The 18,783-nt window shown below is 31.4% G+C and carries 18 protein-coding genes; 13 read left to right on the forward strand and 5 right to left on the reverse strand.

Translation table 11 applies throughout. The annotated features are described in order from the left end of the window. Positions 1–41 precede the first annotated feature (41 nt). The 7 genes from FF125_RS08850 (at position 42) to FF125_RS08880 (ending at position 6,678) form a co-directional block, all read left to right on the forward strand. Positions 42–1,295 carry a carboxypeptidase-like regulatory domain-containing protein gene (locus FF125_RS08850; RefSeq protein WP_175418896.1) on the forward strand — a complete coding sequence of 418 codons (1,254 nt, stop codon included), beginning with the start codon at positions 42–44 and terminating at the stop codon, positions 1,293–1,295. Between the two features lie 54 nt (positions 1,296–1,349). Further along, a complete protein-coding gene (locus FF125_RS08855) occupies positions 1,350–2,471 on the forward strand; it encodes a DEAD/DEAH box helicase (RefSeq protein WP_138949430.1) in 1,122 nt (373 codons plus the stop codon). A gap of 98 nt (positions 2,472–2,569) precedes the next feature. Next, positions 2,570–2,983, forward strand: coding sequence for a 3D domain-containing protein (locus FF125_RS08860; RefSeq protein ID WP_175418897.1), 414 nt, complete (start codon positions 2,570–2,572; stop codon positions 2,981–2,983). A gap of 56 nt (positions 2,984–3,039) precedes the next feature. Continuing rightward, positions 3,040–3,525, forward strand: a complete 486-nt coding sequence (locus FF125_RS08865; RefSeq protein WP_138949431.1) for an RNA polymerase sigma factor — start codon at positions 3,040–3,042, stop codon at positions 3,523–3,525. 1 nt (position 3,526) lies between these two features. After that, positions 3,527–4,138, forward strand: coding sequence for a hypothetical protein (locus FF125_RS08870; RefSeq protein ID WP_138949432.1), 612 nt, complete (start codon positions 3,527–3,529; stop codon positions 4,136–4,138). Positions 4,139–4,467: 329 nt separating this feature from the next. Next, positions 4,468–5,124, forward strand: coding sequence for a peptidoglycan recognition protein family protein (locus FF125_RS08875; protein ID WP_138949433.1), 657 nt, complete (start codon positions 4,468–4,470; stop codon positions 5,122–5,124). A gap of 87 nt (positions 5,125–5,211) precedes the next feature. Then, complete coding sequence (locus tag FF125_RS08880) at positions 5,212–6,678, forward strand: M14 family zinc carboxypeptidase (RefSeq protein WP_138949434.1); 1,467 nt, start codon at positions 5,212–5,214, stop codon at positions 6,676–6,678. A gap of 7 nt (positions 6,679–6,685) precedes the next feature. Here FF125_RS08880 and FF125_RS08885 read toward each other — a convergent pair whose 3' ends face one another. From FF125_RS08885 to aroC, 5 genes are all read right to left on the reverse strand, one after another. Continuing rightward, a complete protein-coding gene (locus tag FF125_RS08885) occupies positions 6,686–7,228 on the reverse strand; it encodes a YfiT family bacillithiol transferase (protein WP_138949435.1) in 543 nt (180 codons plus the stop codon). 104 nt (positions 7,229–7,332) lie between these two features. Continuing rightward, complete coding sequence (locus FF125_RS08890) at positions 7,333–8,265, reverse strand: peptidylprolyl isomerase (RefSeq protein ID WP_138949436.1); 933 nt, start codon at positions 8,263–8,265, stop codon at positions 7,333–7,335. A 77-nt stretch (positions 8,266–8,342) separates the two neighbouring features. Beyond that, a complete protein-coding gene (locus tag FF125_RS08895) occupies positions 8,343–11,507 on the reverse strand; it encodes a S41 family peptidase (RefSeq protein WP_138949437.1) in 3,165 nt (1,054 codons plus the stop codon). Between the two features lie 124 nt (positions 11,508–11,631). Further along, positions 11,632–12,453 carry a T9SS type A sorting domain-containing protein gene (locus FF125_RS08900; RefSeq protein WP_138949438.1) on the reverse strand — a complete coding sequence of 274 codons (822 nt, stop codon included), beginning with the start codon at positions 12,451–12,453 and terminating at the stop codon, positions 11,632–11,634. Between the two features lie 286 nt (positions 12,454–12,739). Continuing rightward, on the reverse strand, positions 12,740–13,801 hold the full coding sequence (gene aroC, locus FF125_RS08905; RefSeq protein WP_138949439.1) for a chorismate synthase: 1,062 nt from the start codon (positions 13,799–13,801) through the stop codon (positions 12,740–12,742). 442 nt (positions 13,802–14,243) lie between these two features. On the opposite strand from aroC, the gene FF125_RS08910 reads away from it, so the two are divergent. From FF125_RS08910 to FF125_RS08935, 6 genes are all read left to right on the forward strand, one after another. Then, positions 14,244–14,714 (forward strand): hypothetical protein, encoded by a 471-nt coding sequence (locus FF125_RS08910; protein WP_138949440.1) that lies wholly within the window; start codon positions 14,244–14,246, stop codon positions 14,712–14,714. Between the two features lie 91 nt (positions 14,715–14,805). Further along, complete coding sequence (locus tag FF125_RS08915; protein ID WP_138949441.1) at positions 14,806–16,026, forward strand: efflux RND transporter periplasmic adaptor subunit; 1,221 nt, start codon at positions 14,806–14,808, stop codon at positions 16,024–16,026. A gap of 6 nt (positions 16,027–16,032) precedes the next feature. Continuing rightward, positions 16,033–16,785 carry an ABC transporter ATP-binding protein gene (locus FF125_RS08920; RefSeq protein WP_138949442.1) on the forward strand — a complete coding sequence of 251 codons (753 nt, stop codon included), beginning with the start codon at positions 16,033–16,035 and terminating at the stop codon, positions 16,783–16,785. 10 nt (positions 16,786–16,795) lie between these two features. Next, complete coding sequence (locus tag FF125_RS08925) at positions 16,796–18,010, forward strand: ABC transporter permease (protein ID WP_138949443.1); 1,215 nt, start codon at positions 16,796–16,798, stop codon at positions 18,008–18,010. A gap of 39 nt (positions 18,011–18,049) precedes the next feature. Beyond that, positions 18,050–18,268 (forward strand): hypothetical protein, encoded by a 219-nt coding sequence (locus tag FF125_RS08930; protein ID WP_138949444.1) that lies wholly within the window; start codon positions 18,050–18,052, stop codon positions 18,266–18,268. A gap of 24 nt (positions 18,269–18,292) precedes the next feature. Further along, positions 18,293–18,658, forward strand: coding sequence for an arsenate reductase family protein (locus FF125_RS08935; RefSeq protein WP_138949445.1), 366 nt, complete (start codon positions 18,293–18,295; stop codon positions 18,656–18,658). Positions 18,659–18,783 lie beyond the last annotated feature (125 nt).

Here is an 18,783-nt window from a genome sequence, read left to right on the forward strand (position 1 = left end):
TTACTTCAATTTCAAAAAAGATAGTGTTCTCTTTTATATGCATGACTTTATCAGCAGGTTCAGTGTTTGCATTTTCAAATTTTCAGGAAGACCCAGCTGAATATATTAATGAATATATAGAATATGGTGGTGTTGTTTTGGATAGTGAAACGGGCAATGCGTTGGTTTTTGCTACATTAACGGTTAAAGGAACAAATATCAGTACCATAACAAATTCCGATGGCCAATTCCTATTAAAAGTCCCGAAAGATCTAAACGATGGAGTGTTAGTAATATCCTATATCGGATTTAATACGAAGGAGGTTTTATTGACAACATTAAAGGCAGAAGGTAATGAAATTGAATTGGTCAATTCAATCATTAAGTTAGGGGAAATTAAATTGGTAGCTCCAAATGATGCCAAGGCTTTGGTTAAATCTACCTTAAAGAAAAAAGCTGATAATAATGTAAATAAACCTGTCTTAATGACCGCTTTTTACAGAGAAACTATTAAAAAAGGTCGTAAAAATGCCTCTTTAGCTGAGGCAATTGTAAATGTGTATAAACAACCTTATACCTCATCTAGACAAGATGATATAGAGCTATTTAAGGCAAGAAAAAGTACAGATTATAACAAGTTAGATACGGTAGCTTTAAAATTGCAAGGAGGCCCTTATAATCCGTTATATATAGATTTAATGAAATACCCTGAATATATTTTTAATTCGGAAATGATTGATTTGTATCGATTTAGTTTTGCAAATTCAACAACAATCAATGGTCAAGCGGTTTATGTAGTCCAGTTTAAACAACTAAATACCGTTACAGAACCTTTATATTATGGTAAGTTATATATAGATGTTGAAACGTCAGCGTTAAAAAGTGCGATTTACAATTTAAATGTTGAAAATAAAGAATTAACGGGCGACCTATTTGTACGAAAAAAACCAAGAGATATTAAAGTGTATCCAACCAATGCAGCCTATAGGGTTGATTATCGTGAGAAAGATGGTAAATATTATTATGGTTATGGAAATGTACAGTTGAGTTTTAAAGTGAAACGGAAACGAAAATGGTTTAGTTCTAACTATTCATTAACGAGTGAAATGGCTGTAACTGATTGGAAATTTAATATTGATAATGAGAAGTTAAAGAATAGAGAAAAGCTTAAGAAATCTGTCGTTATAAGTGATTCCGCATCAGGGTTTTCAGATCCTGAATTTTGGGGAGCATATAATGTTATTGAACCTGAAAAGTCTATTGAATCTGCCATTAACAAAATAAAGAAACAACTAAAAAAAGCCAATAAAGGCTAAACTGCTCAACAATTCTATTATTAAACGTACTTTTGCAGAAAATTACATTAAATTATGTCAACGTTTTCTGATTTAGGTGTTCAATCGTCTTATATAAAATCTTTGAAAGAATTAGGAATTACTGTTCCTACTGAAATTCAAGAAAAAACTATTCCTGTACTTTTAAGTTCAAAAACAGATTTTATTGGATTAGCTCAAACAGGCACCGGTAAAACTGCTGCTTTCGGACTACCTATATTACAAGCAATAGATCCGTCTAAAGATGAGATTCAGGCTTTAATTTTGGCTCCTACACGAGAGTTGGTGCAACAAATACAGAAACAATTATTTAGGTTTACGAAGTATCATTCAAAAAAAATATTTTCTGAAGGTATTTATGGCGGTGAAAAAATTGATATTCAATTGAAAAGAATTCAGCGTACGACCCACATTGTTGTTGCTACTCCTGGACGATTGATTGATTTTATTGAAAGAGGAGAAATTGATTTACAACACATGAAGACGTTAGTTTTAGATGAAGCTGATGAAATGATGAGTATGGGTTTTAAACAAGATTTAAATACCATCTTAAAATATACAAGTGGGCTTAGAAATACATGGTTGTTTTCAGCTACTATGCCTGATGAAATTCAAAGTATCATCAAGAAATATATGTCGCCAAAGGCAGTACGAATTGCAGTAAACGAAAATAATTTAGTCAATTCAAATATTAGTCATCAATATTTAATCACTACAATAAAGAAAAAGGTGGATGTGCTCATCCAGTTTTTAGAAAGTAAGCCTGAAGAACGCGGTATTATTTTTTGCAGAACAAAAGCAGGTACACAAAATCTTACAAATATTTTGAAGGAAGAAGGCTTCTCTGTTGGAGCTTTAGAAGGTGACATGCAGCAAAGAGATCGTGATAAGGTAATGCGAGCTTTTAAAAATGAAAGTGTACAAATCCTTATTTCTACAGATGTTTCTGCTCGTGGTATTGACGTTAATAGTTTAGCCTTCGTAATTCACCACCAATTACCAGAACAACTAGAATATTATACCCATAGAAGTGGTAGAACGGCAAGGGCTGGAAAAAAAGGAGTTTCAATGGCATTGATTTTACCAAATGAATTACAATTGATTCATGGGCTTCAAAAGAACTTAGGCATAAAATTTACGGAGGTATTTACATCTTAGAAAGAACATACCTAGTTCTATTAAAAACAGCTCATTTTAATCATTTAGAAATTTTTTAGTAAATTTCATTCATCAAAATGAATGTTGAATAGACTATTATGCTAAAGAATATCTGCCTTTTTATGGTCTTATCCATTGTAATTGGATGTAAGAAAAAAATTGAAGATCCTTTTACTTGGAAAACAATTAAAGTTACTGCTACTGCCTATAATTCCACAACAGCACAAACAGATGGGAATCCACATATTACCGCTTGGGGCGATAGTCTACGACCTGGAATGCCATATATAGCTGTTTCTAGAGATTTACTTAGAATGGGATTAAAGCATAATACACCCATAAAAATTGAAGGAATAAAAGGAACATATCTTGTAAAAGATAAAATGCATTACCGTTGGAGAAATAAAATTGATATCTATATGGGTAAAGATATTAAGCGAGCGAAAGCGTGGGGCCGCAAGAAATTAGAGATACAATACGGCGTTATCGATACTACAAAAATAAAAAAATAATTTTTTTTGTGATTTTTCAAAGACTTCAGCTACTAATGGAGTGTAATTAATTTTGAATGACCAAGAAACAAGCATTTACTGAAGTTATAAAAGAGAACCAAGGAATTATTTTTAAAATAACCTCAGTTTATACCAACAACAAAGAAGATCAGCAAGATTTATATCAAGAAATAGTTTATCAGCTGTTTAAGTCTTATAAGACCTTTAAAGGTAACGCAAAAGTTAGCACCTGGATGTATAGGGTCGCTTTAAATACATCAATAACCTACTTGAAAAAGGAAAAAAGAGGTGGCGTTCGAATTCCAATTGAAAAAATACTTACGTATAAAACGGAACAAGAAGATACCATTATAGAAGATCGTATTGAACTGTTACATACCCAGATTAAAAAATTAAATATCATTGAAAAAGGTATAATTCTACTTTATTTAGAAGGAAAAAACTATGATGAAATAGCCGAGATAACAGGATTTACAAACACAAATGTGGGTACCAGATTATCTCGAATTAAAGAAAAATTAAAAACGCAAATTTTAAAATAATATGGAATTAGAAGAAATGAAATCGCTTTGGTCCAATTTATCTAAAGAAGTTGAACAACAAAAAATATTAACTGATAATTTAATAATTGAAATGACTAAAGAACGTATTAACTCGAAATTAAATAAAATAGCTCTCCCTGAAATGATTGGAGCATTGGTCTGCTTTGCTGGAGCCTTATTTATTCTAGTAAATTTTTCAAAATTAGATACCTGGTATTTTATTACTTGTGGCGTTTTTACTATTTCGTATCTTATTTTACTGCCTATAATTTCGCTAAATAGTTTATTCAAAATGAAAAATGTTTCACTTGATGATACTAATTATAAGCAGACTTTAATTAAATTTTCAAGAAACAAAAAAAGATATATGATGATTCAAAAATCAAGTATCTACTTTAGTCTTTTACTAGTATTCACAGCAATGCCTTTAGCAAGTAAAATAATACATAATAAAGATATTTTCTTTGAAAGTAACATTTGGTATATCTATTTCCCCGTTATGTTGGTATTTCTATTTTTCTTTTCAAGATGGGGAATTAAATGTGTAAATAATGTAACGCAATCGAGTGAAGATTTATTAAAAGACCTAGAAAAAACTTCAAGTAGTAATTAAAATAAATTTTTATTGAAAAATAAAGTAAATTTTATTAATCTGATAATTAGTCGCTTATGTAATATCCTCTAAAAAATGTAAAAAAACATTGATTTTTTGTAGGAGTTTTTGGGTAGAAGTTGTTTTAATAATGAATAGTGAAATAATATTAATCAAATTATAATAATAGATATACTATAAGATTAATAGAACAAAGGGGTAAAAACTGTCTTAACGCATTGGTGAGTTAAGACAGTTTTTTTTTGCATTATTTTAAATTTTCAAAATACATTATTATATGTAATTAAGTTTAGTATTTTTGAAACGTTAAAAGTGGAAAATTGTACTCAATGAAATCTAGTGTATTGTTAATTATTTTTATAGCCTTTTTCTCCTGTAAATCCGCTCAAAAAATTGTGGATAAGCCAATAATTTTTGATGAAGAAAGGAAGGCGTTAACATTAGCTTATTTATCTAATCGTTATGGGTTAGAACAAGAGTTGCCAACTATTGAACCTAAAATGGTGGTACTTCACTGGACAGCTATTCCTACTTTAGAAAGATCTTTTACAGCATTTAATAAATCAGCTTTACCAAACTGGAGACCAGCATTGGTTGATAAGAGTGGGTTGAATGTTTCTTCACAATTTTTAGTAGATCAAGATGGTACTATTTATCGGTTAATGCCTGAAACTTTTATGGCTAGACATGTTATTGGATTAAACCATGCAGCAATTGGCATAGAAAATGTAGGAGGTACAAAAGATACACCATTGACGGAGGCTCAATTAAAAGCTAATATATGGTTGGTTACTTATTTAACTAAAAAATATGCTATTCAATATGTGATTGGACATTATGAATATACTAATTTTGAAGGGCATCCATTATGGTTAGAAAAAGATGCTAATTATAGAACAGAAAAAACCGATCCTGGTGTAGATTTTGTAAACAAAGTTAAAAGTGCTACAAAAAGCTTAAATTTGAAACCAACACCTTTAAAATAAGAAATGATTTATATGAGGCATTAAAATCAACTTAATGATAATGCCAAGGGTAAAACTTCAACGAACAACTATCAAGACAATTAAACTATGAAATTAAGAATACTACTTATAACTATTATTCTATTAAGTACAGAATTAATGTTGGGTCAATCTGAAGAAATGACCAGCGAACTTTATAAGACTTATGAAAAGTTTAAAGAGGTAAGCCTTGACAAACGAAGAATTAAGCATAATACTATAAAGCCATTAGTTGATAAATTTCGTAAGAACCCTAAGTTTATTGTAAACAAAGTTGGAGAATCTATAGAAGGTCGCGATTTAAATCTAATAAGTATTGGTAATGGTAAAACCAATGTTTTTTTATGGTCACAAATGCATGGTGATGAACCAACTGCTACACAAGCCATCTTTGATATTTTAAACTTTTTAGATAGTGATGATTTTTCTAAAGAGAAAAAGAAAATATTAAAAAAATTGACATTGCACTTTTTGCCAATGCTTAATCCTGATGGAGCGGAAGTTTTTACAAGAAGAAATGCATTGGGTGTTGATATAAATAGAGATGCATTGCGTTTACAATCACCAGAAGGAAAAACATTAAAGCGTGTTAGAGATAGTTTAAATGCTGAATTCGGATTTAATTTACATGACCAAAGTACTTATTACAACGCTGAGAGAACAGATAAACCAGCAACAATATCATATTTGGCACCTGCCTATAATTATGAAAAGGAAATAAACGATGTTAGAGCCAATGCCATGAAGGTTATTGTTTATATGAATAGTATTATACAAAAATATGCCCCAGGTCAAGTAGGGCGTTATAATGATGATTTTGAGCCTAGAGCATTTGGAGATAATATTACAAAGTGGGGTACAAGTGCCATTTTAATAGAATCGGGTGGGTATTTAAATGATGTGGAAAAACAAGAAATTAGAAAACTAAATTATGTTTCTATACTTTCTGCAATTTATACCATCGCAAATGGAGATTATAATGATATTGCTGTTGAAGATTACAATAAAATCCCTCAGAATGATCGTAAATTATTTAATCTAAAAATTAAAAATCTTACCTATGAGTTAAATGGGAAACCTTATAAAATAGATTTAGGTATCAATCGCATCGAGGTTGATAATAGAGAAAATACAGATTTTTATAATGTTGGTAGAATTGTAGATCTAGGAGATTTGTCTACTTATTACGGATATGAAACTTTTGATGCAGAAGGTTATAAAATTGTTGCAGGTACATTATACCCAACTATGATTGCTTCTAGTACAAGTTACGAAAGACTGAATGCTTTATCGATGTTAAAAAAGGGATATGCTTATGTTAAAATGGCAAAATTACCTGATGTTAGATATACGAGTAAACCTATGACCGTATTAAAAGTGACTAAGGCTACTCCTAAATTGAATATTAATGTAGGTAGAAATCCGACGTTTTTATTAGAGAAAAATGGTACGATTGAATATGCAGTGGTAAACGGTTATTTAATTAATCTAAATGGTGAAAATCCTAATTTTAAGAATGGTATAATTTATAAGTAGTAACAGATTACCAACGCATTCTTTTTATTAATCCGTCAATATGTGCATAATGGTGGACTGAATGCCATGCGTAAATTCCGATATTTTCGGCAAGAGAAACTTCTTCATTGGTTTCTGGGTGTACAAAAGTATGTTGTAACTCGTTTGCACTTAATCCCTTTAGAAAATACACCCATTTTTGATGCAATGCCTCTAAAGATCTTAATGAGAGTAGGATGGGGGCAGATTTACCATCTCTAAGTTCAGCCCAGCGATCTTCATAATAGGTTTTTATGATAGGTTTTACTTCTGTTAGTGCCCATTTAAAACGGATATAACTGTTGTAATGGCTATCTGACAAATGATGTACAACTTGTCTAACTGTCCAACCACCCGGTCTGTAAGGTGTATCCAATTGCGAATCATTCAAATAGCTTACTAGTTTTGTCAATTGTTCTGGAAAATCTTCCAAAATTTGAATCCAATCTGTAATATGTTGAGAAGAAATAGGAGTGGGTATTTTTGCTTTACCTATAGGATATTTAAGAATATCGATGTCTGTTACTGGCATATTAGTTATAATTAAATGATTATGAAGCAACAACATTACAAATATAAAAAAAGACTCCATTTTGTGGAGTCTTTTTTAATTTTTTATAAAACTTTGTGTGAATTTTATTTCACATCTACCAATTCTACATCAAAGATTAATGGAGCATTTGGAGGAATAACACCGCCAGCTCCTCTAGAACCATAAGCTAATTCAGAAGGAATTACCATACGGGCTTTATCTCCAACTTGTAATAGTTGAATACCTTCATCCCAACCTGCAATAACTTGGCCAACACCAATTGCAAACTCGATAGGTTCTTTACGTTCAAATGATGAATCGAAAACAGTACCATCTAATAACTGACCTCTGTAGTGAACAGAAACTTTAGCTCCTTTGGTCGCATTTTTCCCATTTCCTTTTTCCGTGATTTTATATCTTAAACCGCTATCCGTTTTTTCAAAACCTTTAGAAACATCACTTAGTAATTTTTCAGATTTTTCTTTTTCTTCAGCTTCTCTTTTTGCTCTAGAACCTTCAAAAGTTCTAAAAGCCTCTATAGCGTTAAAATCTTCTGCTTCTTTACCAACTCTTATAATTTCAATGCTTTCTGTTTTGTCATCTTGTTGAATACTGTCAACAACATCTTGACCTTCTATAACATTTCCAAATATAGTGTGCTTATTATCTAACCAAGGTGTTGGTACATGCGTAATAAAAAACTGACTTCCGTTAGTTGCTACACCAGAATTGGCCATAGATAAAACACCTGGTTTGTCATGTTTTAAATCAGGATGAAATTCGTCATCAAAACTATAACCTGGGTTTCCAGTACCTGTTCCTTGTGGACAACCACCTTGAATCATAAAATCAGGTATTACCCTGTGAAATTTTAAACCATCATAGTAAGGTGTTCCTTGTGGAAGTATCTTGTTTTCTAAATTTCCTTCTGCTAAAGCGACAAAATTTCCAACTGTACCTGGTGTTTTGTCGTATGTTAACTCAACTATTATTTCACCTTTGGTGGTGTTGAATTTTGCGTATAATCCGTCTTTCATTATGATATTTTTTTAATGTACTCGTTTTTAATTGTCGGCAAAGATAGTTTGCTTTTAAGCGAAATAAAAACCAAATACTATTTATTTAGTTCTTTTAATAGTATTTCAATTGCTTTATCTAATTGAGGCTGCTTACCATCTAATCTATCTTTAAAGCTTTCAGCGACATAAACATCAGGACTTACACCTTCACTTTCCAAGTTTTTTCCATCGAGGGTATAACATCCCCAAGAAGGTAATCGATAAAAAGAACCATCAACTAAAGATTTACCTGTGGTAAATATAATCCATCGATACGTTTCAGTTCCTACAATGGTACCTAAACCCAACTCCTTGAATCCACTCGCAGTCATCTCAGCATCAGATAATGATTGTTCATTAATTAAAAGAACAATTGGTTTATTACCATAATTAAAATTAGACTGGCCGGTTAACTTACCTTCTCTATATTTCCAATTTAAATATTTTTTTTGTTGTAAAAAATTAAGCACACCATCATGTACATTTCCACCTGTGTTAAAACGTAAGTCGACTATTAAAGCCTTTTTATCGGCCTCGTTACTTACTAAATCTTCTTTAAATTTTGTCAATTCGCCACCAGACATATTTTTCATATGAACATAGGCTATTTTATTATTTGATTTAGTATCTACATAGTTTTGATTAAGATCTTGCCATTCATCATAAAGTAAGCTTTTGATAGTATTAGTAGATGAAGCATGAACATTTACTTTATGTTCAACACCTTTACGTTTTAATGTTAGCGTAATTTCATTTTCAAAAGAGGGAACAGAGAAGTATTTTTCTCTATTTTCTGTTTTTACAATTTTGACTCCATTTACGGCTACTAATTCATCACCCTTTTTTATGTTTTTACCTTTCACATCTGTAGGACTTTCTTTTACAATCGCATCTACGATAAACGGATCAGTATTATTAAATAAAATTCCGGTTGCTAAAGAACGCGTACCGTAATAAACATCTTGTTCATCACCGTGAGAGTTGAATCCAAAATGTGAAGTGTTCAATTCTCCAAGCATATCATTAAAAATTAAACTCAAATGATTTCTGCTGGTAACATTGGGTAAATATTGAGCATAATGGTCGCGTAATTTTTGCCAGTTTTGACCATGAAAATTTTCATCATAGAAATTCTCTTCCATACCCGCCCAAGCATCATAAAACATTTGATCAAATTCATTTACAAGAGCTTTATTAAATGTGAAATCTGTTTCAATTTCCTTTAACTTATTACCATCAATATCAAGTGTTGCAATAGCTCCATCAAAAAGGATATAATTGTTTTTAGAAGAGGATACAATTTGATAACCATTAATTGCTTTATCACTTACACTTTCAGTTTTGTTTTTTTCAAAAGGCTCTAAAGTAGTTTTCCATAGTTTGTTTTTACCTTCACTATGATTAGAAATATAGTAAATATAGGTTTTATCATCTTTTGTTATTACAGTAATATTTTCTTGCTGACCAAAACTTGGACTAATTTGTTTTAGACGTTCCATTGCATTATTTGGGTTAATAATAACCACTGGTTTTACAACTTTTTCTTCCTCCTTATTTTTGTCTTTTTCCTTTTTTGATTTAGATTCCTCTTTTTTCTCTTCTTCAAATAATTTTTCAATTTTATCTAACTTAAAAGGGGCTTCATATTTGTCTAAAGCCATTTGATAAATTTTAGAATTTGTTGTTCCCATCGGATAGCCTGGTTGTAGTTTATCAGAAGAAAAATAGATGAATTTACCATCAGGAGACCAAGTAGGTTCTGATTCAGATATTTTGGTTTTGGTTAGGTTTGTCGTTTTTTTTGTAGCGATTTCATAAGTAAAAATGTCAGATTCAAAATTGCGATGTGCATTGTAAACTACATACTTATCATCTGGAGAAAAATAAGGATTACTATTATAAAAACCCCATAACTCATCAGTTACAATGGTGTTTGTTTTAAAAGTAATTAAATCTATGATAATTATATTATTTCTTCCACTGATATAAACACCCTTTGTTCTATCACTATTAAAAGTAAGTTGTCTATTATTCTTATTGATTTTTGTTATTTGTTTTTTATTGGAATTATCTTCGGCATTTATTGAATACCAGTTGTAGTACCCTTTTAAGGATTGCGAATAAATTAAAGTTTTATTATTTTTTAACCATTTTACCTCTTGTACGGCTTCTATCGGGTCCGTTTTTATTTCTTTTATAAATTTTCCTTTTATATCAGAAATAAATAATCTACCTCTCGAAACAAAAGCTAACTTTTTATCATCTGGTGATACATCAAAATAGCTTATTTTACCTTTAGTTTTAAAACTCTGATCTTTATTTAAGGTATTGTTTTTAAAAACTCGGATTATTGGTTTATTAGTTTTTCCAGAGGTTACATCATAAACATAAATTTGATAATCTTTTCTAAAAACAACTTTTTCTCCATTGGCACTTACTTTAGGCCACATTATTGAAGTTTTAAAATTTGTAAGTGATTTTTTCACACCGTTATTAAACGTGTAAAGATTGTATTCATCATTGGCTTCATCAGATTTAAAATATAGAGTTCCGTTTTTATCGAAAGTGGCTCCAAAATCTTTACCTCTATATGTTGTGTATTTTTTAAATGCCTTAGTTTTTGTGTTGTATGATTTTATGTCAGGATTGTAATCTCCCTTATATCTTTTTCTATGTGCAAATCGACCACTTTCCCATGATTCGTTAAAATAAATTTCATCATTAAGCGGATTTTCAACTACGTTGTGAACCGTGTTAAAATAGTTTTCAAATAGTCGTATTGGCGTTCCTCCATTTTTATGAATACTATAGGTTGTAAAACTATTGAATCGTCCAGAAGTAAAATAAATGATTGAACTGTCCCAGCTCCAAGAAGAAACTTTGTCATCACTTTCATGAAAAGTAAGCTGCCTAATTTCTCCACCTTTTAAAGGTATAATGTACACATCAGCATTGCCAAATTGGGTACTAGAGAATGCTAACCATTTTCCATCAGGAGATACGCTAGGATTGGTTTCATCACCTTGCATTGCTGTTAGTCTTTGAGCGTTTCCTCCAGAAGTAGGTACTTTCCATAAATCACTATCCATGCTAAAAATAATTGATTCTGCATCTGGTGTTAATGTAGGGTCAAGTGTAAAAAAAGTGTCGGTATGTTGTGCGGAAGTAAGATGGACTATTGAAAAAGCAATAGTCATTAAGAGGAATTTATAGAGCTTCATAATAATAAGGTTTGGTTTAAACCTTAAAATTACCAAATTTTATTAGAAACGCGATAAATTGTTGAATAACGTATGGTTAAAATTATCTAAATCAATAATTTAACCTGTGAAATAAGAAAGAAAACTACTTAATAACTTTAAAAGTTCCATTTTTATCACCAACTTCTACTTGAATAAGGTATACACCATCAGGTAAATGATCCATGTATAATTTAGATTCTGAAGCGACAGGTTTTTTCGATATAACCTTCTGACCAATGGTGTTATAAACGTTCACAATAGCGATGTTTTCATCTGCCCTTAAGGTTAAAATATTATCTGTAACAGGGTTAGGTGAATAATTAAATCCAACAGAAACTAAGTCTTCAATACTAGCGGTTGTGGTATTTAGTAAGGTGTAATGATCTATACCTATTCCCCATGTGAAGGTGTTTTCATCATCATAAATAAATTTGACCTTGAAAGCATTATTAATATATGCTGTTACATCGATGCTTACACTTTGGTTACTACCACTATTCGGAGCTGTATCATCACCATCTACTAAGAGTACATTTTGCCATACTGTACCATCCCAAACGTCAACCATAAAATTACCACTATTGCTAAATGTTTGATGATTATATATCAGCTCTATTGCAGCTGTAGAAACACTTTGGGCAATTAAATCTATGGAAGGACCTTCTAATTCTACGTAATTATTTACAAAACTACCACAGCTATTGTCATTAAAAATTACCCCACCTGAAGAGAAACTAGCAGGATTTGTATAGCCACTACCAATGAGTGAACCTGAATATCCAAACTGCCAAGTGCAGCCGGTAGGACCAGAAGTAGCTGACCAACCCTCAGGAATTACTGACGCATCAAAATTCTCTTCTTGAATTTGAGCATTGCTTATCCAGGCGATACAGCATAACATACACAGTAAAATTACTTTTCTCATAGAATTGAATTTTAATTCCACTATAATTATTCGAATTCTACTTGATATACGTTTTTAAGTAGTAATTTTTTTCCATACTTTTTTGTTTATGATATGCTCGTAATTAAACAGCGTTCATCATTTATTATAAACAATCTAAGTTAGAGGTAAATAGTATAACGTAAAAAGTGTTAAAATATTTTAGAAAAAGTGTACTATAAAATCATCGTCTAAAATGTACGAAAACTATTAGAAACACTATTGCTCAGCATGAGTACAATAGTCCATGATATTACGGAATTAAAAACTAAATTTTACTGGAATTATCTAACAAATAAAAATCCATCAAAACCATAGCCGTTAAAGCTTCTACAATAGGCACAGCTCTGGGTACAACACAAGGATCATGTCTTCCTTTACCTTGCACATTTACGGCATTACCATCAGCGTCTATGGTATCATATTTTTGAAGTAATGTGGCTACCGGTTTAAATGCGACGTTAAAATAAACATCCATTCCGTTAGAAATACCACCTTGAATACCACCAGATAAATTTGTTTTAGTAGACCCGTCTACATTAAAAGCATCATTATGTTCAGATCCTTTTAATTTTGTACCCTCAAAACCACTACCATATTCAAAACCTTTTACGGCGTTTATAGTAAGCATGGCTTGACCTAATCTGGCATGTAATTTATCAAAAATGGGTTCGCCAAAACCTAAGGGTACATTTTTAGCTACACAAGTAATGGTACCACCTATGGTATCACCTTGTTTTTTAATAGCTTTAATATGGTCTATCATTTTCGTAGCTGTTTCTGTATCAGGACAACGAACAGCATTTGATTCTGTTTGCGATAAATCTAATTCTTGATAGGATTTATCTAAAGCAATAGCTCCTACAGAATTGGTAAACGCATTAATTTTTATGTCTTTTAGTATTTGTTTGGCGATGGCTCCGGCAACAATCCAATTGGCAGTTTCACGAGCAGATGAGCGTCCTCCGCCTCTAAAATCTCTTAAGCCATATTTTTTAGTATATGTATAATCGGCGTGAGAAGGTCTAAAAGTATTTTTAATATCTGAGTAATCTTGCGATTTTTGATTGGTATTTTTAATTATAAAACCAATAGATGTACCCGTAGTTTGACCATCAAATATACCCGATAAAAACTCAACAGTGTCAGGTTCTTTACGTTGGGTTACAATAGCAGATTGCCCAGGTTTACGTCGATCTAATTCATTTTGAATTGCTTTAAAATCTAATGTGATACCAGCGGGACAGCCATCTATAACACCACCAATGGCGGCTCCATGTGATTCTCCAAACGTAGTCAGTTTAAATAATTTTCCTATACTGTTGCTCATTTACTAAAAATTGAAAAGCAAAGGTAAAATAATAATTCTATACTATATGCTTAGGTTCAATATAACTTTTCTATTGTATTGTTATCTTTTTAAGGATTTGAATATTGAATATTCATTTTTGTATTGATAAAATAGTGTAAATATCCCACCCCGTCAACGTCTTTAAAATAGAATTCACCTGTATCGCATCGTTTATCATTTCATACAGTTTATTATCCCAATTTGTAAAATGCAATCATTTTCATAAAATGACCTACGTCATTTTATGAAATATACAGAAGGCATAATTTTATATTAAAATAAAACTACAGTAAAAGTTAGAATTTGAAGCGTCTATAATTTTTATTAAAACGCTTCAATAGTTTAATAGTTAAGTGATTGAGGAGAATGTAACTAGTATACAGCAGCGTAATAAATAAAATGAACCCATAAAAAATAGATTATGAATAATTTCAGATACAGACCAAAAGACAATTTTATTCAAGAGGCAGACTGGAAAGAACTTTTTGTTCTTACAGAACATTGGAAATCTGACCTTTTATTTTTTGCAGATGATATAAAATTTCTACATGATTTAATTGATAAATATTATTTATGGATTGCTAGAAAAGAACATATAGATAAGGTACAAGAGATAGAGATTAACTTGTTAAATGTAGATAGACAAAATGCTTTATTATTAAAGAAAACGAATAAACATCTAGAACATTTGGAAGCTTTAATTGATAATCCATTTAAATATGATGCTTATGAATTTAGAAATGAACATGAGCAACTCGAAGATGATTTATCTGATTTTCTTAAATCTTTTAGAAAAAATAGAAAGGAAGTTTTCAGTATTACTGAATTTATAATTGATAAAGAAGAATTGGTAAGGCATTTAGACTTTAGTAAAATTAAAAATTATGCCTAAAAGATGTGATGCTATAGCTATAGGTTAACATTGACCTGTATCATATTAATTACAAATTCATATATAATTTTACATTTCAAAATTGAAGGAGATGAAAAAATACAGATGGTTAATAGTTACAGCAGTTGTTGTAATTGCAGTAATAGGTTATTTTTATGTAAGACCTAAAATTGAGTCAAAAAAAGTAGATTATACATTTACTGTTTTTCAAAAAGGTGATATAGAGTCTGATGTATCTAGCACAGGGACATTGGAAGCCATTAATACTGTAGATGTAGGTACACAAATATCTGGTACCATCTCTAAAATATATGTTGATTACAATGATCAGGTAAAAGCAGGGCAATTATTGGCTACTATGGACATGAAAATGCTACGCACGGCGTTAGAATCTGCTTCAGCCAATTTGGCCGTGAGTCAAGCCCAATTGAATCAGGTTCAAGATGATTATAATAGGAATAAGGTGCTGTTTGAAAAAGATGTTATATCTGAAAAAGAATTTAATACTTCAAAATATAGTTATGAGCAGGCTGTTAGTTACAAAAAAGCATCTCAAGCTGCACTTACAAATGCACAAGTTAATATGGGATATGCTAAAATATTATCACCTATTAATGGCGTAGTTATTGAAAAAGCGGTAGATGAAGGACAGACCGTTGCTGCAAGTTTTTCTACACCAACAATGTTTATTATAGCGGAAGATTTGTCTAAAATGCAAATTTTGGCAGATGTTGATGAAAGTGATATTGGTTATGTAAAAGATAGTATGGACGTACGTTTTACCATACAAACCTATCCAGATAAAAAGTTTTTTGGTAAAGTGAGCCAAATTCGATTACAGCCAACAGAAATAAACAATGTGGTTAATTATCAGGTAGTTATTGATATAGAAAATAAGGGTGGGTTATTAATACCTGGCATGACTACGAACATTGAGTTTATAACAGCTAAAGCAAAGGATGTTTGGCTTATAAATAATTCTGCTTTACGTTTTAGACCCACTGAAGCAATGTTGCAAGAAGTTAAACCGATATTAGAAGACAAGGCAAAAACAATAGTATCTGATTCTTTACGAGTAGCGTTTAAAAATGCGATTAATAATGAAGAGTTATTTACGCCAACAAATTTTAAGAAAAATTTACCTGCTAATATTAATGGTTTCTTTTATAAAAATGAAAATGGAAAGCTTGATTTCAAATTTATAGAAACTGGTATTACATCAGGACTACAATCTGAAGTTAAAAAATTTCTAGATGGATCTGAAATAACAGAAAGTATAAAGGCTATTAACGGTATAAAATCTAAAAAATAGAAAAAGATGCCTGCAAAAAAAGTCATAGAAACCAAAAAGCTAAACCGTATTTTTAAAAATGGTGAAATAAAGGTGCATGCCCTAAAGGACATAGATATGATTATTGAAGAAGGTGAATTTGTTGCCATTATGGGAGCGTCAGGTTCTGGAAAGTCAACCTTACTACATATTATTGGTTGTTTAGATAGGGCTACCTCTGGAGAATATGATTTAGATGGAGTACAGGTAAATAAATTAGGTAAGAATCATTTGGCAGATGTCCGAAATCAAAAAATAGGTTTCATTTTTCAAAGTTATAATTTATTGTCTCGTACTACGGCACTTGAAAATGTTGAACTACCTCTTATTTATGACAGAACGGGGCAATTTACAAACTCAAAAGAATTGGCTCAAAAAGCCCTTGAACAAGTGGGGTTAGCAGACCGTATTTACCATAAAACGAATGAACTTTCTGGAGGACAACAACAGCGTGTTGCTATTGCTAGGGCATTGGTTAACAATCCCGCTCTTATTTTGGCAGATGAACCTACGGGTAACTTAGATAGTAAAGCCAGTATTGATATTGCCGATCTTTTTGTTCAATTGAATAATGAGGGAAAGACGATTGTTATGATTACGCATGAACCAGAAATTGCACAATTTGCAAAACGCATGATCTATTTGAGAGATGGACAAATTATTTCTGATAAAATTATAGAAAAAAGAAGTACAAAAGCATTTGCACTCAAAGAATTAGAAAAACCAGTTAAAACTCCTTAAAAGAACAATTATGAAAAGGTTTTTAAAAATATTTAAAGTTGCTTTTCTGTCTATCTATAAGAATAGGACGCGGAGTTTATTGACAATGCTGGGTATTATTATTGGTGTTGGAGCGGTTATTATGACCATATCGGCAGGAGAGGGAGCAACATTAGAGGTAGAAAACCAAATATCAGGGTTAGGTACCAATCTTTTGATGATACAAACCAAGTCAGAACATAAGGCAGGTATCAATGTTAGAATGGGACGCCCTATTGATGAGAAAGATTTTGATATGCTTAAAAAAAATTCGGTTTGGATGCCCCAATTATCTCCTCTTGTAGCGATTGGAGCACAAGCTATAGGACCAAGTGGATATAAATCGACTATGGTTTATGGTGTTGCTTACGATTATTTTTATATCACTAGTAGAGCATTACAAACAGGTAGTTTTTTTACCGAAGATGACGTGCGAACAGCAAAAAAATATTGTGTTATTGGCCAAACGATACGAGAAGAACTTTTTCCTGGAGAAGACCCTATTGGTCATCAAATACGTATAGATAAAGTGCCTTTTACGGTACTTGGTCTTTTAACTGAAGAAGGTTCAGGCGGTATGCAGGATATGGATGATATAATTTTAGCTCCGTATACAACAATTCAAAATAGATTGTATGGTCATCAACGAGGGTATACAATGATTTTGGGAAGTGCGTTAAGCGAAGATCATATTGCTGACGCTGAAATTGAGACCTCAGAACTATTACGAGAGTCTCATAAAATAATGGATGGAGATGAAGATGATTTTGAAATTATGACACAAATTGAACTTCAAGAAATTACTGGAAATGTTACAGGAATCTTAACCATTCTGTTGGGTGCCGTAGCTAGTATTTCATTAATTGTTGGAGGTATTGGTATTATGAATATTATGCTGGTTTCGGTTACTGAGCGAACTCGAGAAATAGGTACTAGACTTGCGATTGGAGCTAGAGAAAGCGATATTTTAACGCAGTTTTTAATAGAAGCCATAGTGCTCAGCTTGGTAGGAGGTGTTTTAGGAATAGCATTTGGAATTATAGGAAATCAAATTATTTATAAAGTAACTGGATTTTTTATTCCTACTGTTGGTTATTCAATACTTATTGGGTTCGGGTTTTCAGCACTTGTAGGTGTTGCTTTTGGATATTTTCCAGCACGAAAAGCAGCAAAATTAAATCCGATAGATGCTTTACGATATGAATAAAAAGTAACATAAAAGAAAGACGAATAAAAATAAAAAATTATGAAAGATCTACATACGATACTTAAGGAAATAACAAATCTAACCTTGAATATTGAAATGAATTATCCTGAGCTATATCGCTCATTAGATGAAAACCCAATGACTTTACCTGTAGCGAGTCATCCTCAAATAGATAAAAAGGTAATGCAGGAGTATTTAGTAGGCTTAAAGGATTTGTTGGAGCGGTATGTAACCGAAGAGAATATTAAAAACGAATAAAAATCAACTTTTAAAATCTACATAATGGGAGAAATCGCTACATCAAACAGAGAAATAACATTGTACTATAGTTCAAATTCTGAAAGAGCAAAACAGGCCTTAGCATATGCAAAAACAGAAGGTTTGGCAATACACGAAGTCGATATTTTAAAAACGAAACTTACGGGTCTCCAAATAATAGAACTTGCAGATAGATTACATCTAGAACCCGCTGATCTTGTTAATCAAGAACACCCTGCTTATACTTCGCATTTGCAACATCATGATTTATCAACGGATGATTGGATAAAAATGATACGGCATAATCCAGAGATTATGAAACAACCCATTGCTTTGAAAGGCGATAAAACAGTATTAGTAGAAACACCTACCGATATTTTAAAAATATAAAATAAATGGAGCAGTTTAAATTAAGATGATTTTATTAATGTAACTGACCATGGTCATTTCAAGAACGCTTCAATTCATTTAGCTTTGAAATACTATTAAATGAGTAATGAAAAATTTAATTTAAT

The organism is Aureibaculum algae, assembly GCF_006065315.1.
In the GTDB taxonomy this organism is placed as follows: domain Bacteria; phylum Bacteroidota; class Bacteroidia; order Flavobacteriales; family Flavobacteriaceae; genus Aureibaculum; species Aureibaculum algae.

Excerpts from the sequence above, each read along its gene's own strand:
- FF125_RS08890 (WP_138949436.1), bottom strand. The coding sequence starts at position 8,265 with ATGAAAGACGGATTATACGCAAAATTCAACACCACCAAAGGTGAAATA.
- FF125_RS08865 (WP_138949431.1), top strand. The coding sequence starts at position 3,040 with ATGACCAAGAAACAAGCATTTACTGAAGTTATAAAAGAGAACCAAGGA.
- FF125_RS08875 (WP_138949433.1), top strand. The coding sequence starts at position 4,468 with ATGAAATCTAGTGTATTGTTAATTATTTTTATAGCCTTTTTCTCCTGT.
- FF125_RS08910 (WP_138949440.1), top strand. The coding sequence starts at position 14,244 with ATGAATAATTTCAGATACAGACCAAAAGACAATTTTATTCAAGAGGCA.
- FF125_RS08885 (WP_138949435.1), bottom strand. The coding sequence starts at position 7,228 with ATGCCAGTAACAGACATCGATATTCTTAAATATCCTATAGGTAAAGCA.
- FF125_RS08900 (WP_138949438.1), bottom strand. The coding sequence starts at position 12,453 with ATGAGAAAAGTAATTTTACTGTGTATGTTATGCTGTATCGCCTGGATA.
- FF125_RS08925 (WP_138949443.1), top strand. The coding sequence starts at position 16,796 with ATGAAAAGGTTTTTAAAAATATTTAAAGTTGCTTTTCTGTCTATCTAT.
- FF125_RS08880 (WP_138949434.1), top strand. The coding sequence starts at position 5,212 with ATGAAATTAAGAATACTACTTATAACTATTATTCTATTAAGTACAGAA.
- FF125_RS08895 (WP_138949437.1), bottom strand. The coding sequence starts at position 11,507 with ATGAAGCTCTATAAATTCCTCTTAATGACTATTGCTTTTTCAATAGTC.
- FF125_RS08850 (WP_175418896.1), top strand. The coding sequence starts at position 42 with ATGACTTTATCAGCAGGTTCAGTGTTTGCATTTTCAAATTTTCAGGAA.
- FF125_RS08870 (WP_138949432.1), top strand. The coding sequence starts at position 3,527 with ATGGAATTAGAAGAAATGAAATCGCTTTGGTCCAATTTATCTAAAGAA.
- FF125_RS08930 (WP_138949444.1), top strand. The coding sequence starts at position 18,050 with ATGAAAGATCTACATACGATACTTAAGGAAATAACAAATCTAACCTTG.
- FF125_RS08935 (WP_138949445.1), top strand. The coding sequence starts at position 18,293 with ATGGGAGAAATCGCTACATCAAACAGAGAAATAACATTGTACTATAGT.
- FF125_RS08860 (WP_175418897.1), top strand. The coding sequence starts at position 2,570 with ATGCTAAAGAATATCTGCCTTTTTATGGTCTTATCCATTGTAATTGGA.
- aroC (WP_138949439.1), bottom strand. The coding sequence starts at position 13,801 with ATGAGCAACAGTATAGGAAAATTATTTAAACTGACTACGTTTGGAGAA.
- FF125_RS08915 (WP_138949441.1), top strand. The coding sequence starts at position 14,806 with ATGAAAAAATACAGATGGTTAATAGTTACAGCAGTTGTTGTAATTGCA.
- FF125_RS08855 (WP_138949430.1), top strand. The coding sequence starts at position 1,350 with ATGTCAACGTTTTCTGATTTAGGTGTTCAATCGTCTTATATAAAATCT.
- FF125_RS08920 (WP_138949442.1), top strand. The coding sequence starts at position 16,033 with ATGCCTGCAAAAAAAGTCATAGAAACCAAAAAGCTAAACCGTATTTTT.